This is a genomic window from Pseudomonadota bacterium (assembly GCA_010028905.1).
GTDB lineage: Bacteria > Vulcanimicrobiota > Xenobia > RGZZ01 > RGZZ01 > RGZZ01.
In genome coordinates this window covers 1-15,564 of record RGZZ01000069.1, presented here as the reverse complement: position 1 = coordinate 15,564, position 15,564 = coordinate 1, and the positions used below count along the sequence as shown (strand labels likewise).

Genomic DNA, 15,564 nt, shown 5'->3' with positions numbered 1-15,564 from the left:
GGCGTCGATTCACCGCCGCTCACCGCGCAGCAGGCACAGGCGCTTCTCGGACTGCCTGGGGGCACGCCCACCGAGGTCTTTCAGGGGCTGGCTGGTCTGCCCGACAGCGAGCGCCGCAAGGCCATTGAGTCGATCAGCACCGACCCTTCGCGGTCAACCGCGTTCTCGTGGATGGAGAGCCAGGCGCTTCAAGACACGCAGGGTGCATCTTCGGTGACGAGCCTGCTCCGCTCGGCCGCCACCGATCCGGAGCAGGCCGCGGGGCTCGTTCGCATACAGGCGCAGGCGGCCACAACCGAGCAAGGCCGGCAAACCATCGTCGACGTCCAGGCGGGACTGGCGCGCAACGTTCCGGCGGCCACCGCCATGCGATCGGTCTCCACCGCGGCCGCGGCGACGCCGGAGGGGCGTCAGGCGCGCAACGACCTGTTCCACCAGGCGGCGGGTGATCCGGCGCTTGCGGGCGCTGTCTATCGTGAGTTCGTGCCCTCATCTGCGAATGGGGCGAACAACGAGGCGCTTGCGTCGTTTCTGCGCGATGTGTCGACCGACCCGCAGAGCGCCGAGCAGTTCACCCGATTGCAGACCGCCGCCATGGATGATCCGGCAGGTCGGCAGGCCGTGGCGGCTGCGATGCGCACGGCCTCTGTCGATCCGCAGGTCGGTCGGGCGGCGCTCCAGGTCGACACCGTCGCGATGCAGACCGAGACCGGTCGAGAGGCGGTTGCACAGCGCCTGCAGTCGGTCGCACACGACCCGCTGCTGTCGAGCTTCCAGCTTGATACGTTGGCCGAGGCCGCGCACTCTGACGAGGGCAGGGCTTGGCTCAACGCCGTCAAGGGCGATTCACGGCTCTCGACAGGCCTCTGCGCCATCGAGGCGTCCGCGGTGCAGACGGCTTCGGGGCGCGAGGCGGAGCAGCGGTTGCTCGGGCAGGTTGCATCCGACCCGCACCTCGCGGCTGCACTCGAGACCGCGCATGCGGTCGCCGCTCAAACCGAGGAAGGGCGGGCGGCCCTCACCTCTCTCCACGAAACCGCCGCCGCTCACCCTGATCTGGCCACCTCTCTGGTGCAGACCCAGGCCGCGGCGCTCGAGACCCAAGAGGGGTCGCGTGCGGTGGCCCTGCTCAATCACGAGGCGGCTTCGAGCCCGCGGCTGTCGTCCGCCATGGTTGCCAGCGAGACTGCCGCCATGCAGACCTCCGATGGGCGCGATGCCATGCGCCAGGTGCTCGACAGCGCGGCGCGCGATCCGGAGGCGGCGGCCGCGCGAACGGCGGTGCAGGCGGCCGCTGCATCCACGCCAGAAGGGCGGTCCCAGGTAGCAGATTGGCTCCACGAGGTGGGGTCTGACACCGCTCTCTCCACCGCACAGGCTCGCGTTGACGCCGAGGCAGCCTCCACGTCTTCGGGTCAGCAGTCGCTCGCTGAGCGCAATCGTGAGCTGGCCCGCGATCCGCGGGCGGCCGCCGCGCTGCTGGGCGTGGAGAGCGCCGCATCCACCACCTCGGAAGGCCGCCAGGCCCTCGCCGCTGAGTATCGCGCCTCCGCTGGGAATCCGGAACTGGCCGCGTCACATCTGCAGATCGAGCAGTCTGCGGCCGCCACCCCAGAGGGCGCTGCCGTGCTGGGGCAGCTCTATCACCAGATCGGAGAAGACCCCGCACTCTCGCAGGCTCATGCGCAGCTCGAGAATGGCGGCCTTCAAACGCAAGAGGGGCGCGAGGCCGCGGTTGCGCTGATGCGTGACGAGGCCCGTGACCCGTCGCTGGCCCAGGCCCATGAGGCAGCGCGCGCGCCGGTGATGCAGCAGGCGCTGCGGGGTGATGCGCAGGCGCTGCAGCTCGTGGGGGCGCGTCTCGGCGATGAGAGCAGGCCCGACCTGGCGGCCGCTTCAGTCGACCGCGATCTGGCTCTCACGCGCACCCCGGGTGGCGTTCGTGGGCTCGAGCAGCGCTTTGCCGTCATCGCGTCCGACGCAGCGATGTCTGTTCAGGAGCTCCGGCGACGCGAGATCTTTGCCGGGCCGTCACGCGTCGCGGCGGGTGCAGATGGTGCGGATGGCGGGGATCGAGGGGTCGCGCCGGGCCCGCAGCAGATCGATGCGCGTCGCGCGGCGCTGTCGTTTCCCGGGGTCTCGTCGGCGCTCACCCAGGTCGATGCCCGCATCTTCGATCAGGCTGCGAAGGGGCAGGCTGTCGCGTATCGAGACGATGAACGGCACGCGTCAGCTCACGCCCTCGCGCCCGACGCGGCTGGGGGACCGGCGGTGGTGCCGGGTGCCGGGCCTCGGTCGTCAGCGGGCTTCTCGCCGGTCTTCCCAGGAACGCTGGGGGGACCTGGCGCCTATGGGCGGTTGTCTGGCCTGGCGCGTGAAGCCCCTCTGTCTCGTGTCACGGGCTCTGTATCAGCCGGGGGAGCTGTCGAGACGGGAGCCCAGACCACGCCACTCGATCCCGTTCGGGGTGAGCTCGACACGGAGACGGCAGTCGGACGAGGCGCGTCTGGCGTGGCCGCGCTGCTCAGGCGGGCGCAAGGCCTTCCCATTGAAGGGCCGCGGGCTGATCTGTACCGTCGCCTGCGAAAAGCCGAGCAGGACGCCGATGACGATGAGCCGAGGGTCGACCGTCTCGAGTCGAAGGCGGTGGCGCGCGGTGAGATGGTCGGCCGCACGTCGCGCCTCGAGCCCATCGAGGCGGTGCAGCTGTTCGACCTGTCGGAAGCGCGCCGGCGCACCTGTACCCGCTGCGGTTGCGAGAGCGAGAATCGCGCACCCGGCTGCTTCAACTGCCAGAGCGAGCAGCGAGAGATGCTCGTCTCCTCGATGAACGCAATCCAGCGAAGTGGCTATGTCATCGATCGGCAGACCGACACGGTGGAGGTCACCACGTCGGCCCGAGCTCTGCTCGCCACGCCCTCTGAAGCGCTGGCGTCGATGCGCAAGGCCTCCAGCTTCGTGACGATGCGTGACATGCTCGCACTGTGCTCTCCTCCCGTCACGGGATACGCAGTCTCTCGCGCGGCTTGAGCGCTTCTCGCGCCTGAGCGACAGGTTTCGTGCGTGTCCCCCACGGTGGCGTGGTGGACCTCCGTCGGGCGTCTCCCGCAGCGCAGCTCGGGCCCGGCCTCAGCCTCGTGTCCCCCACGGTGGCGTGGTGGGCAGTGGCAGACCGAGGTGCTCAGCGTGCCGTTTACCCACGCAAAGGGGTGCACGAAGGTGGCTTCAGGGACCCAGCCGGAAGCGCGGTCCTTCGGAGTTCGTGCGTGGTTCATTGGGTGGCGACCCCGGAGCTCTTGTCAGGGTGTTGTTTTTTTTGAGGACGAGTCGGGGGAGTGCAGGGTGGCGACGTGACGGGCGCACAGGCTATCGGGTGTGGTGTGTGTGGCAGTCGTATGGTGTTGTGCGATTTTCCGCGCGGAAAAAGGTGACCTCAGTCATCTAGGACGTTGCAGAGAAGCGCTGTGGGGCAATGTGACGGCCCTGGCTGTCACGTGACGCCTCCAGCTGTCACATCGCGTTGATGTGACGGCCCTGGCTGTCACGTGACGCCTCCAGCTGTCACATCGCGTTGATGTGACGGCCCTGCTTGTCACGTGACACCTCCAGCGGGAACATCGTGTTTCACTGGGGTCGCAGAGCACGCAGCGGCCTTCGCCCTGAGTGGATCCTCGGTTTCGCCCCGCTCCCTCGCCCTCGTCCCCCGTCCTCGAATGAAACATCCGATTGGCAAGGGTTTCGGGGTCGCCTCTCAGGTCACAATTCACGGGCTCCGCAGGACCTGCATATCGCGAGGGTACCTGCAGTCACCCTGGCGGCCATCTCCCGGTTAGATACGCGGTGTCCCCCACGGTGTCGTGGTGGACCTGCACGTGTCCCCCACGGTGGCGTGGTGGACCTGGGGTTGGCCCCCACGGTGGCGTGGTGGACAGGCACCGCGCGCCCCTGTTCGTGCAGCTCCACACCGTTGTCCCCCACGGTGTCGTGGTGGACCTGCACGTGTCCCCCACGGTGGCGTGGTGGACCTGGGGTTGTCCCCCACGGTGGCGTGGTGGACAGGCACCGTGCGCCCCCGTTCGTGCGGCTCCACCCTGCTGTCCCCCACGGTGGCGTGGTGGACCTGGGGTTGTCCCCCACGGTGGCGTGGTGGACAGGCACCGTGCGCCCCCGTTCGTGCAGCTCCACACCGTTGTCCCCCACGGTGGCGTGGTGGACAGGCACCGCGCGCCCCCGTTCGTGCAGCTCCGCCCCCCGTGCCCCGCACTCGTTCCTCTCGCGCACCCTCTAGACAGCGCCGAGATTTTCCTGTATGCTGACACTTACAAGTGTCGCCATTATCCAGTGCCAAGAAAGAGGCGCCCCCTCATGGACAGCATTCGATTCGATCGAGGTCTCTCGTCGGCTGACCTCGGAACCGCGGGCGTTGCGCGCCAGGTCGAGCGGGAGTCGGTGGCAGATCGTGTCAGCGACGGGCTGCGGGCACGCACCTTCACCCAGGGGGAGATTGCCGAGCACACGGCCTTCCACAACATGGTGCTGTGCGATACCTCACGTGTCGGGGCCCTGGGTGACCTGCGGGAGCGTCTGCAAGACATCTTCGGTACGTGGGCTGAAGATCGCCAGGTTGATGACGCCACCCGCCTGGGTCCATCCGACAGCGTCGAGGCGTGCGACAACAAGCGCGACTACGCCCAGGCCTACAACGAAGCAAAACGTGCGCACGCCGTGGCGCATCGCACCGCGGCAAAGCTCGGTCCTGGCCTGCATCAGATGCCGAATGGCGACACGGTGGAGGTCGGCAGCGACCCAAGCACTGGCGTGACCCCCGTCACCACCCGCTGTTCCGATGGCAGCAGCAAGCGGGTGATCTTCAACCCGTCAGACGCGCGTTCGGTGCAGGTTCACCAGCGCGATGCAGACGGCCGTGAGGAGACGCTCACCCGGCTTGGAACCCAGGTCTCGCGCCAGGCGCGCCTGGCGTCCGGTGAAGAGACCGTCCGGCAGTGGAACGTCAATGACCTGGGACAGGTCGGCCAGCCGTCGTGACGGCCCTCCCTGTTCACACGAGTCGGGGCTCATGGCCGCGCGATGAGGGCGGCTGCGACGACCTGCGCATCGCATCAGCGACACTCACGAGAAGGTCGATACGGTTGATTCCGAGACAGCCAGGGCGAGATCGAAGGGTCACCTTACGATAGAATTGAACGCGCCGCGGGTCGGCCTTGCTGAGCGTCGAGGCCGATTCTGCGACTTCTCCACGCAGAGAGGAACCACCAGAGCCGTGCCCCACTCTTCTCGAAGACCACAGGCGTCTCGTGTCGACATGAATGCGGCGCGCGTCGAGATCGAGGCACTCGATGCGCTTCTCGATGTGGTGCGTGAGCTGCGTGATCTTGCTGCGGCTGATATATCGGCCCCCCGACGTCGTCTCTCGCTTCCGCCGCCTCCGCCCAGCGGAAGAGGCCGCAGGCGCACTCCCGCCGACGCGCTCCCTGCTTCCTCCGCGCAGACTGGGGCTTCGCTCGAGGGCTTCATCGACAAGACGGCATCGCATCTGCGGCTTCTGGGGCGGGCCTCTTCTGCTCGCTCGGCGCATCCCACAGGGGAGGCGCGACCGCCTCACGAACCTCCCCCTGGCCCCAGTGATGAAGGAAAGGCCTAGGCGCGAGGCATGCAAGAAGGCAGCCTGTACGATCTCGTTCTGAGCCTGGTCGAGAACCTCATGCGCAACGTGCATTTCGATGCCGTCGTTCTGCGTGGGTTGCTCGACGAGGCGCGGGGCACCGTGGGCGAGGTTGCGTCGAGCTACGATGCGCCTGCGCCGGAGGGGGCGGAGGCGATTCGCGAGCTCATGCTCGAGAGTCTCACCCTCTTTGACAGCGCGTTGGCCCAGATCGAGGCCTTCATCGACGACGCCGAGGAAGAGCGCCTGAGTCTGGCCATGCGCGATGCGCAAGAGGCCAACGACCTTCTCGAGGCGGTGGAGGATCTCGTGCAGGTCAGCAAGGACATCATCAGTGAGATGGTCGAGGCTTGACTGAGTCACCCCTCACCCTGCCGCAGGTTCTTGCCGCTGCGGGCCAGCGCGGTCTCGAGCTCACCGAGCGAACATTTCGCTATTACGCGGTGGTGGGGTTGATCCCCAGACCGCTCAAGCGCCCGTCGGGTGACGAGGATGCGCGGGTGCACTACTACGCCTCCGATATCGTTGATCGCTTGATGCAGATCCGCACGCTGCAGGCGCAAGGCTACTCGCTCAAGCAGATCAAGGTCTGGTTCGAGATGCGCGGAGGCGGGACCGCGCCTTCCGCGCAGCCACCCGGTGGCGAGCCTCGCGGGTCGATGCCCGCGCACGCACAAGAAGAGGTTGCCGCGCTGCTGCGCTTCTTCTCGAGTGACACGTTGCACGGCGCCATGCGCACGTTTGTCGAGGCGACCCTCACCGACGGCAGCGACGAGGCGCTTCGTCGCGCGGCCCTGTCGTGGTATGAGACGGTCGTGGGGGGGGTGCTCGATACGCGGCGTGATGACGCGGTGAGGCAGGCGCTCTCGCAGCTGTCGCCGCTCGAGATCAATGCACTCATCGAGCCCCTGCGCCGTATTCGAGACGAAGAGCGTCGTCGTGACGCTGCCGAGTCTGAGCCGCCCATCGTCACGGCGCTGCGTGCACTCGCACTGCGCAGGGCGCGGGGCCTGGCGCTTACCGAGGGCGAGCGTGCTCGCCTGGCGGAGTACGCGACGGCGCTCGAGAAGATCAAGGACAGGCTTGCTCGTCTTCCACGAGCGCATCGCGCTGTCGCGCCGCAGGCGTTGTCGGGGCTCAAGAAGAGCCTCGACCGTCTCACCCACGTCACGGGACTGCTCGAGAGCGACGGTGATGTGAACACGGTCTTGCGAGGCCTGGCGCGGGCGTCCACCGATCTCAGCGCCGCCACATCGGTGCTTCGCGGACTACAGGCCCTCGTGTCGCCTCGGGAGACGCAGGAGAAGACTTGACCACCGTGCCCGTGGCCCGCGGCGCAACCAGACGAGGGGGTCAGCTGCCGCATGACTGAAGACGAGACACCTCCAGCCTGCATCGAGGCGTCGCCGCGTGTGGCGGCCTATCTCCAGCTTGTCGAGATCAGTGCCGCGGTGAGCGAGGGCCGGCTCGACGGCGCCTCAGCCGACGCGCTCTACGACGAGCTCGAGATGTACCTGCGCCTCGAGATCGATCGCTTCGCAGACTATCCGCGATTCGACTGGCCTGCCTACACAGAGGGGCTTGCCCGCGTGCGCGAGGGTCTCGAGACGTTGCTGCGCGTCACGCGCAGCAGTCGACTCTCTGGACTCGATGAAGGTCTGCAGGCGCAGGCCGAACAGGGGAGCGACGCTGTCGTGGCGGGACAGGCCCTGCTGGTCGACGCCCACACGAGGGCGGTGGAAGGCTGAGTCGCGCAGGCCCCAGGGTTTCGGGCGCGCTGCTCAGCCCAGGTGCTGGGCCAGGTCGCGCAGCCAGGCCATGGCCTGGGCGCCTGGAACGAAGCGGTGCATCGAGGCCTGCAGCAATGCGCGGCAGGTGTCTTCGTCTCCGCTCAGGGCAAGGGTGGCCAGCTGCACTCGAAAGCGTTCGGCGCGATCCGGATAGGCGTCGAGCTGGACGCGCAGATCGGCCAGACCTTCGTCGTCATGGTCGACGTCACCGTAGCAGAGCTCGAGCAGCGAAGCCAGCTCGTCGGTTTCGAGGGTCATGGGTGACCCACCGGATAGGCCGTGAAGACCTGGGGCGATACCTCACCGCCGGCCCCTTTGGCCCACTGGTAGCGCACGTAGATCGTGCCGTCGTTGGCGAGCTTTGCGCCGTCGGCGGCAACGCCCTCGCCGACGCTTCCTGGCATCTTGAAGCGGAAGCCGAAGGCGGCCCCCTCCTTCGGGGTGCTCATGAACTGACTGAACTCCTGCAGCTTCTTCGGATCTGCGGCCAGCACACCGCGCAGCTGCTCGGGCGCGGCTTTCAGGGTCTCAGACATGGCCTCGTTGCTCTTGAACCACGTGGTCGACTGGCCCGCTTTCAGCTTCTGCTGGGCGGCCGCGGCATCTTCAGCGGATTTCGGGCCGTGCTTGCTGGCCCAGTGCCCGAACTTTGTCTCGCCGTCGCGAGGGAGCCTCGCGAGGCCGTCGAGGGTGGTTCTTCCCAGGCTGCTGGCCTCGCCCGCATGGGTCGCGGTGCGTGCTGCACGGGCAGCATCGGTCGCCTCTGCGGCGCCACGGGTTCCCTGTGTGGCGGCTTCAGCGATGCGGGCACCCTGGCTTGCGGTTTCGGCGAGACGCGCGCCCTGGGCCACATGTCCGGCCTCCGAGGCGACCTCGGCGGCGCGAAGCGCTCGGGCTGCCCGCGCCGCGGTCGAGACCTTGGTGAGCGCGGCCGGTGTGAAGAGGGCGGCAACTTCGAAGACGGCTCGCCCCGAGGCTTCAGCGGGGTTCTTGCTCACTGCGTCGGACACGCTGGCCTTGATGCCCTGCCAGGTCTCGGTGGGGTGCGTGGCGGCGTGGTAGAGGCCCTCGGCGGTGTCGACCGGGTGGGCGATCATCTGGCCCACGCCCTTCACCGTGTCCCACCCCTGGCTCAAGAAGCCCTTGCCGAAACTCGTTATGCTGTCCACTCGAAGCCACCTGCCACTACGTGAAGCGTCTCTGCGTCGTTGGCGACGCTGTTGCACCGTACGGTTCATTATCCCGAAATCGAACACGTCTGTCTACCCCGCCTGTTCTCGATGCTTCGTGCTCGCGTGATCGCGCTCACGCGCCCGGCGGGGTCAGTGCTGGCGTACGAAACTTTTTACTTCGGGGCAACAAAACGGTAACAACTCTCGCGTTGACCGGGGAGACTGCGGTCGCGAAACGGTGTGCAAGAGGGGGCGCCGACGGCGCCGTGATGTGAGGGAGAGACTCGATGTCGCAGATCGCTTCGTACTACCTGGGAAAGCTTGGGCACTACGATCGCATGTTCGCGACGGCCGCTGACGTCGAGTCGGCGCAGGGTGATGCGACGACCTCCGATGTGTATGGCAGGGCAGACCGCTGGGAGGCCTTCGACACGAATCTAGACCGCTACGCTGGCTTTGTTCGCAACGACGCCCGCACCAGCCCCTCGGGGGAAGCGTTCGAACGCCTCGCGGCGCAGCCGTCGACGCAGGCGGCCCGTCTTGCACCACAGACCTCTCATCGCACCCTGGGGGGGCAGCCCGTGGCGCTGGACGGCGTGCGGGGTTTCAGCGGGCAGCCGATGCTCTGCAATGCGCCCGTCTCGCGCCTCGCTGCTCTCGATCTGGGAGGCGGCGCGATCCGGTCACGCGCCGATTTCATCCCGGCGGTTCCGGCGGACTGGGAGCCCGATCTCCGCGCACAGCCGCGTATCGAGGGCGGGAACGGCGCCCCCACGGTGACCACGCCCGTGGCTGGGCCGTACACCGACAAGAGCGACTGGCACATCCCCACGCTTGATGAGGTCTTCAATCTCGCCCAGAAGTACCCGGGCAAGAAGATCATCCTCGACACCAAGACCTCGGGCGACACAGCCACCTCGGCTCGCCTGGGCCAGCAGATCGTGGCCATGCTGCACGAGCACCCGGAGATGCTCGACCGCATCATCATCACGAACCCGGACCGGGATTGTCTGCAGCAGATCAAGAACGCGTTCAAGAACGACCCCGATCCGCGCTTTCAGGGCTTCAAGAGCTTTGCCTACGATGATGAGCACCTCAACGACTTCTTCGCCTCAGACGATGAGAAGAGCCCGCTGACCGGCGCGGGCGACAACAGCTGGGTCTCGGTGGGTGAGCCCAAGACCAAGGCCTTCTGGAACTTCTCGGAGGTCGAGGAAGAGGTTCGCAAAGCCCACGCCGCCATCACTGATCCAGACAATCCGAGCTACGGCAAGAAGCTCATGGCCTGGGTCATCAACGATGCCGACGACATCCGCACGCTGGTGAATGACGGTGTTGACGGCCTCATCACCGACGACCCGGAAGGCATGAACAAGACGCTCGACGAGATGGGCTACGGCCCCGCGGGGCAAGACGCGCGACGCCCCATGGTCATCGCCCACCATGGGGTGAACCACTCTCAAGCGTACCCGGAGAACACCCTTCCTTCCATCGAGCATGCGCTGCGCAACGCAGACGCGGTGGAGGTCGACGTCTGCTCGGCCAAGGATGGCATCGTGGTGTTCCACGACGACGATCCCAACGCGGGGGTCACCCTGGCCCGCAATCTCGGGCTCGACGGTGGGAACGCCTGGCGTCCCACGCTCCCTGACATCGGAACCGCGGAGCGGGGAAGACGGGTCAGCGACATGACCATCGACGAGATGCGACACGCGTACGGGTACGCGCGAAATGCCACGGGCTCGGTGCTCGCCAACGGGCTGCTGAACGGTACGATGAACGTGCTGCGGGCCCCGGGCGCGTTGCTCTCGTGGCTGGGGAACAAGACCGGCATCGTGCCTCTCAGCTGGCTCGGCCAGGGGTTGGACTGGGTGGTCGACAAAGGCATTCGTCCGGTCGCAACCCTGGTGACACAGGCGGTCAACGGCATCGTCACGACAGCATGGCATGGGGTCACGTCAGTGGTGGGGGCCGTGGGCAGCGCGGTCAAGAGCGTGGGCAGCGCCATCGGTGACGCGGCCAAGAGCGTGGGGCACTTCTTCAAGAAGCTGTTCGGCTAGCGTCTCTCAAGCCCACGGCGTTGATGAGCTGGCCCGGCAGGCCGCACAGCTCTCGGGCTACCCACAGCGGCCCGACGAGCAGGTAGACGGGGTCGTCGAGGAAGGCCGGGCGGTTCCCCTCGATGCGATGTCCGAGCAGCTGCAAGGCCCAGCCCCCCACGAACATGGCGGCGGCGAGGGCGGGTCGTCGCCTTGCCTGCGGCAGCGAAGCCACGATGAGCGGAATGCCCACGAAGTGCGTGAGCCGCGTGAGCGGTTTCGTATGCTCGCGCTCGTAGCGCGCGAAGTACTCGGCAAGCGTGTGGGGCATGCAGCATGGGTTCGGTATCCCGATGACGCCCGCCTGCCGCCGAGGAGAGGCGTGCTGGGCCCGCGCGGGGGGCTCTGAGGGGGGCTTCATGACGCTCTGATATAAGGGGTCGGGTGCACGGTGCCGCTTGTTAACACGACGGCAACGCCGCGTCAACATCGAGGGGGTCGTTTTTCTCTCGGTTTGTCTTGTGTCGTCGATACTGCGATCAACCCCCGTGCCTCAGGCACGGAATGCGTGAACAGGAGGACGTCACATCATGATCGGTGGACTCTCGAATGCGGCAGCGATGATGCAGATGCAGAATGCCCAGTGGCAGAATGCCATGACGCTGGCAGGCGCCAATCCCGCGGCTGCAGCAGACCTCGGTGGTGCGGGGCTGAATGCGCTGGCCAGTGAGATCACGCTCGGCCTGCCGCTCGAGCAGCTTCCTCCTGGCTTCGCGGGAAGCGGAGGAGACAGCTTCATGCCGCAGCAGGGCTATCCGCCGCTGATGCCCCTTTTCGGCTACGTCGGACCGTACGCGCCCCCCTCCGCAGACCCGTCCTCTGCAGACCCGTCCCCCGCAGACCCGTCCCCCGCAGACCCATCCGTCGCCTCGTCCGAGATGCACGCAACGCCTGCATCCCCGGCGTCTCAGGCGTCGCAGGCTCCGCCCATGTCGTGGCAGCAGACCGACAGCCAGACGGTGACCTCGAAGTTCTCGAACGGCTGGACCATGACGCAAGCGGTCGATGAAGACAACGACCCTCACATCACCTTCTCGTCTCCAGACGGCAGGCACACCCGCGAGATCTGCTACTCTCACGGGCGGCCCATCGAGATGATCGATGGCAAGGTGCCCGAGCACTACGATACCGATTGGAGCGAGCAGAACAACGGGACGGTGTCGCTTCCCGGGGGGGTCAACGTCGCCATCTCGGCCAATGCCGGTGACGGAGAGGGCTTCCGCACCACCATCGATGACAATGGCCACGTGGTGCAGATGAAGAGCACGCCGCGCGCCTTCGACGGGAGCGGCGGCACGCAGGTGGTGGGCGAGGGCGGCGACGATCTCTTCGCCCAGGCTACAGGCGATTGGGGCAGCACCTATCGCACGGAGACGCTCAGCCAGGGCGACGACGGGAGCCTCAGCGTGGCCAAGACCGTGCACAAGGACGATGGCACGTCGTCGCAGTACACGGTCTCGTCGGCGCCGTAGACGCGAAGAAGCGGACCGCGCGCTTCCAGAGGCCCCCTCTTGTTCGTCGGCGCCCGTCTTCGGGGGCAGGCGGGGAGGGGGCTTTTCGATCTGTGACCTGCTCACGGCGGGCATCTGTTCATACCATTCACCGTTGAACTCACACCTGTCATCGCATCTTGCAAGAACTTTTTCAGACTTCTTGTTAAGATGACGAGACAATATCGGTTCGGTGATCATCTCCTGGCGTTCGAGTCGGACGCACACGCGTCCCGGAGACTCGAACGCGCAGAGGTGGCAAATCGTGAACGGAGCGTCTGCCCATGATCGACGGCGTCTCACCCCAGGGCAATCTTCCCCATCTGCACGCGGTCAGGAAGAAGGCCACGGGGTCTCCCGCGTCCTCGAAGCCCGGCGGGTCGCAGGCGGATGCCGCCGATATCGACAAGACGGGGAAGGCCCCTCGTGTCGTCACCCGGGAAGAGCTCGAGAAGCTGTTCGGTGACGCCCTTGCAGAATTCGAGCCTCCCAGCGGCCCTGTCGCCGACGCCTGCACCAGCCTGGCCAAGAGCGGATTCACGCTCTCCGAGTCGCAGGTGCGCCACGCCATCAAGAGCTTTGACAAGCACAAAGAGGCGCTGGTGGTGTTCGAGGGCAAGACCGAACAGATCTACTCCTTTCGCGATTCGAACGAGATCGCGCTGTTCCATCAGCTGAAGGCTTCGCCCGACCAGGCTCCCGCCGAGACGCGCTCCGTGCACACCGACCTGCAGGCGCTCGAAGCCTCGGGGGGGCAGATCGCCTTCTCGCGTGGACGCGATCTCCTGCCTACCGACGCCGCTGGCGCCACGGTGCTGCTGGGTCGCGGCGAGTCGGTGGTGCTGCTCGACCGATACGGCGCTCCGTCGACGGTGAGCACCGCGGCCGATGCCTCGAAGGCCGCGCAGTCGCGGCCCGCGCCGGATGCCGCCAAGGAGGCCGTGATCGAGCCCGTGCTCGTCCTCGAGAAGAAGGGGTATGGCATTGCCCCCGACTTCGATCTTCCCGAAGACCTGCAGGTCACCGACATCGCGGGTATGGTGAAGCATCAGATCTCGCAGATGCTGTCGAAGGATCCCAACCATGAGCCGGTCAACGAGCGCCGCTACGCCATCGACCAGCTTGCGGGCAGCGGGGTGGCCACGGTTGTCCCCCCCGCAAAGCACGAAGATCCCATCGCGGAGCTCAAGAAGATCGCGGCCAAGGCCAAGAAGCAGGACGAAGACGACGAGCCCGTCGATCAGATGTCGCTCCCTGAACCTCGGGTCTTGAATCGCGCCCAGCTCACCGAGCTGTCGCAGATCGCTGGCGGCGCGATGACGCCACAGCAGCAGCAGTACTTCGACGACATGAAGAAGATTCGCGAAGATGCCGTCAACACTCCGAATGTCTTCTCGCGTGAGAGCACGGGGCTGCAGCGCGGCGCGCTTCATCAGGCCAACGATCTGGTCGGGTATCTCAACCTCATCAACGAGGGCGGTCTCGTCCTGCTCAACAGCGACGGGTCGATCGTGCACCTCGACAGCCCGGGCGAGGTCAAGGAATACGCCGCGACCGGGCAGGTGACGCGCAACCGCCCAGCGCCCGTCGATCCGCAGGCCCCCAAGACCAACCTCCTCATGCTCTACTACGATTCGCCCTTCGATCCGACCCAGAAGGGCGGCATCTACGAAGACACGCCCATGCGGGCCTCTCAGGTGGGATCGAACGCCGAGGTCGACATGGTGACGCTGCGCAGCGACATGCCGCACAAGAAGAACCTGCGCAACGAGTACCTGCAGCCCGACGACATGCAGCTCATCGCGTCGCTCGATCCCAAGACGCTGATGAACGATCCCAAGACTCTCGAGAACTTCGTGTATGACACCCTCAAGGCGCACCCCGACGACAAGCACGTGCGACTCATGGTGGCAGGTCACGGCGGCGCCGAGCTGGGCCTGATGCCCGATGGCGAATCGAATGACGCCTCTGCACACGGGGCGATGTCGGTTGACGACTTCGCCAGCGCCATTCACGAGGGCCTGGCCCGTTTCAACAAGGAGACGGGGAAGTCACGCAAGATCGACAACCTCATCGTGGGGTCATGCCTCATGGCCAACACGTCGTTCATCCACGCGTTGGCCAAGAAGGGCGACATCGAGGTGCTGTCGGCGTCTCCTGAGACGCTCATGGGCAACGACCCCAACATCATCTTCTCGTACCTGGCTGACCCCAAGACGTCCGACAAGAGCGGACCAGAGTTCGCGTCTGACCTGGTCGAGCTGCTCGAGGGGGCCGCGGCCTTCCCCGGCGGTCGCAAGAACCTGCAGTTCGCCGACACCTTCGGGGCCTACGACCTGTCTCCGACCAAGGGTCAGAAGATGGCCGACAGCCTGCAGACGCTCTTCAAGGCGGTGGTGGCTGAACCGCAGTTCGCGCAGTATGTCAAGGAAGACATCATGGCCTGTCCCACCTATGGCATAAACCGCTTCGTCAACCTGCAGTTCGGCATCAACCAGAGAGATATCATCCAGGTGGCGGAGCGCATCGCGAATGATGCGCGCATCGGCAGTGACGCCATCAAGCAGGCCTGCAAGGACGTGGTGGCGGCCACCGAGGCCGTCGTGCTCAAGCAGAAGATGGACGAGCGCTACGCCGATCGTCGCGGGCCGACGCTGTATCTGCCCACCGAGAGCTTTGCCATCGATGAGCGCCTCATGAACACCGATCTGCTCAAGTCGAGCAGCTTCTCCGAGTTCATTCAGCTGGTTGGGTCTCAGAAAGCCAACCGCTCGCTGGTCGAGAACCTCACCTACGAGGTCGACAAGGTCATGCGCGGTTTGAAGCGTGCTGCGAAGGACGACGGCAAGAGCGGCGGCGCCAAGGTGAGCAAGAAGAGCCTGCGCAAGCTGCTGATGGCGGCGTCTGTGAGCGAGGCCGATCGCGCGGCGAAGGCGGTGCAGGGGGCCGAGAAGATCTATCGTCCGCTTCTCTCGAAGCTGTACCGCGCGGCCATCGGAGGACCTGTTGTGATTGCCGCTACAGCGGTTGGCGCGCTGGCGGGCGCGGTGGTGGGGGCAGCCGTGCTCACTCCGCTGGGTAGCATGCTCGGCCTTCGCGCGGGGCTCACGGGGCGCTCGGCGGCACAGAACTTCCTGGCCGATGACGAGAAGACCATCGCCGCCGCGGCGGCGGGCAGCGCTGCGCCGAACGCTGGCACGCCGGCGCCCACAGCGCCATCCGCAAGCGCCACGGCACCCGCGTCGAGCGGTTCGCCGGCCGCACCCACGCCCACGGAACCCCCCTCGGACCGCGAAGCCCTCGTGGAGACGATCCTCCGCCCCGCCATCC

Annotated in this window: 12 protein-coding genes; 8 read left to right on the top strand and 4 right to left on the bottom strand. The window is 66.5% G+C overall.

Annotated elements, in window-relative coordinates:
• Both EB084_07390 and EB084_07385 read left to right on the top strand, forming a co-directional pair.
• A partial coding sequence (locus tag EB084_07390; protein ID NDD28073.1) for a hypothetical protein occupies positions 1-3,030 on the top strand: 3,030 nt, incomplete at its 5' end.
• Between the two features lie 1,335 nt (positions 3,031-4,365).
• Positions 4,366-5,046 carry a hypothetical protein gene (locus EB084_07385; protein NDD28072.1) on the top strand — a complete coding sequence of 227 codons (681 nt, stop codon included), beginning with the start codon at positions 4,366-4,368 and terminating at the stop codon, positions 5,044-5,046.
• Between the two features lie 13 nt (positions 5,047-5,059).
• On the opposite strand, the gene EB084_07380 is transcribed toward EB084_07385, so the two are convergent.
• Positions 5,060-5,554 (bottom strand): hypothetical protein, encoded by a 495-nt coding sequence (locus tag EB084_07380; protein ID NDD28071.1) that lies wholly within the window; start codon positions 5,552-5,554, stop codon positions 5,060-5,062.
• A gap of 117 nt (positions 5,555-5,671) precedes the next feature.
• On the opposite strand from EB084_07380, the gene EB084_07375 reads away from it, so the two are divergent.
• The 3 genes from EB084_07375 to EB084_07365 are packed head-to-tail and all read left to right on the top strand — an operon-like array spanning position 5,672 to position 7,431.
• Positions 5,672-6,037 carry a hypothetical protein gene (locus EB084_07375; GenBank protein ID NDD28070.1) on the top strand — a complete coding sequence of 122 codons (366 nt, stop codon included), beginning with the start codon at positions 5,672-5,674 and terminating at the stop codon, positions 6,035-6,037.
• Positions 6,034-6,996: a MerR family transcriptional regulator gene (locus EB084_07370; protein NDD28069.1), complete on the top strand. Its 963-nt coding sequence runs from the start codon at positions 6,034-6,036 to the stop codon at positions 6,994-6,996. Before EB084_07375 ends, EB084_07370 begins: the two co-directional genes overlap by 4 nt.
• A gap of 51 nt (positions 6,997-7,047) precedes the next feature.
• Entirely contained in the window at positions 7,048-7,431 is a 384-nt protein-coding gene (locus EB084_07365) for a hypothetical protein (GenBank protein ID NDD28068.1), read from the top strand.
• Positions 7,432-7,464: 33 nt separating this feature from the next.
• Here EB084_07365 and EB084_07360 read toward each other — a convergent pair whose 3' ends face one another.
• Positions 7,465-7,731: a hypothetical protein gene (locus tag EB084_07360; GenBank protein NDD28067.1), complete on the bottom strand. Its 267-nt coding sequence runs from the start codon at positions 7,729-7,731 to the stop codon at positions 7,465-7,467.
• Entirely contained in the window at positions 7,728-8,642 is a 915-nt protein-coding gene (locus EB084_07355) for a hypothetical protein (GenBank protein NDD28066.1), read from the bottom strand. Before EB084_07355 ends, EB084_07360 begins: the two co-directional genes overlap by 4 nt.
• 290 nt (positions 8,643-8,932) lie before the next feature.
• Between EB084_07355 and EB084_07350 the strand changes: the two genes are divergently transcribed.
• Positions 8,933-10,705, top strand: a complete 1,773-nt coding sequence (locus EB084_07350) for a hypothetical protein (protein ID NDD28065.1) — start codon at positions 8,933-8,935, stop codon at positions 10,703-10,705.
• Here EB084_07350 and EB084_07345 read toward each other — a convergent pair.
• Positions 10,686-11,015, bottom strand: a complete 330-nt coding sequence (locus EB084_07345; protein ID NDD28064.1) for a DUF962 domain-containing protein — start codon at positions 11,013-11,015, stop codon at positions 10,686-10,688. The two genes, EB084_07350 and EB084_07345, sit on opposite strands and share 20 nt — an antisense overlap.
• A gap of 259 nt (positions 11,016-11,274) precedes the next feature.
• On the opposite strand from EB084_07345, the gene EB084_07340 reads away from it, so the two are divergent.
• Both EB084_07340 and EB084_07335 read left to right on the top strand, forming a co-directional pair.
• Positions 11,275-12,216 (top strand): hypothetical protein, encoded by a 942-nt coding sequence (locus tag EB084_07340; protein ID NDD28063.1) that lies wholly within the window; start codon positions 11,275-11,277, stop codon positions 12,214-12,216.
• A gap of 302 nt (positions 12,217-12,518) precedes the next feature.
• The coding region (locus EB084_07335; protein NDD28062.1) for a hypothetical protein at positions 12,519-15,564 on the top strand (3,046 nt) is incomplete at its 3' end.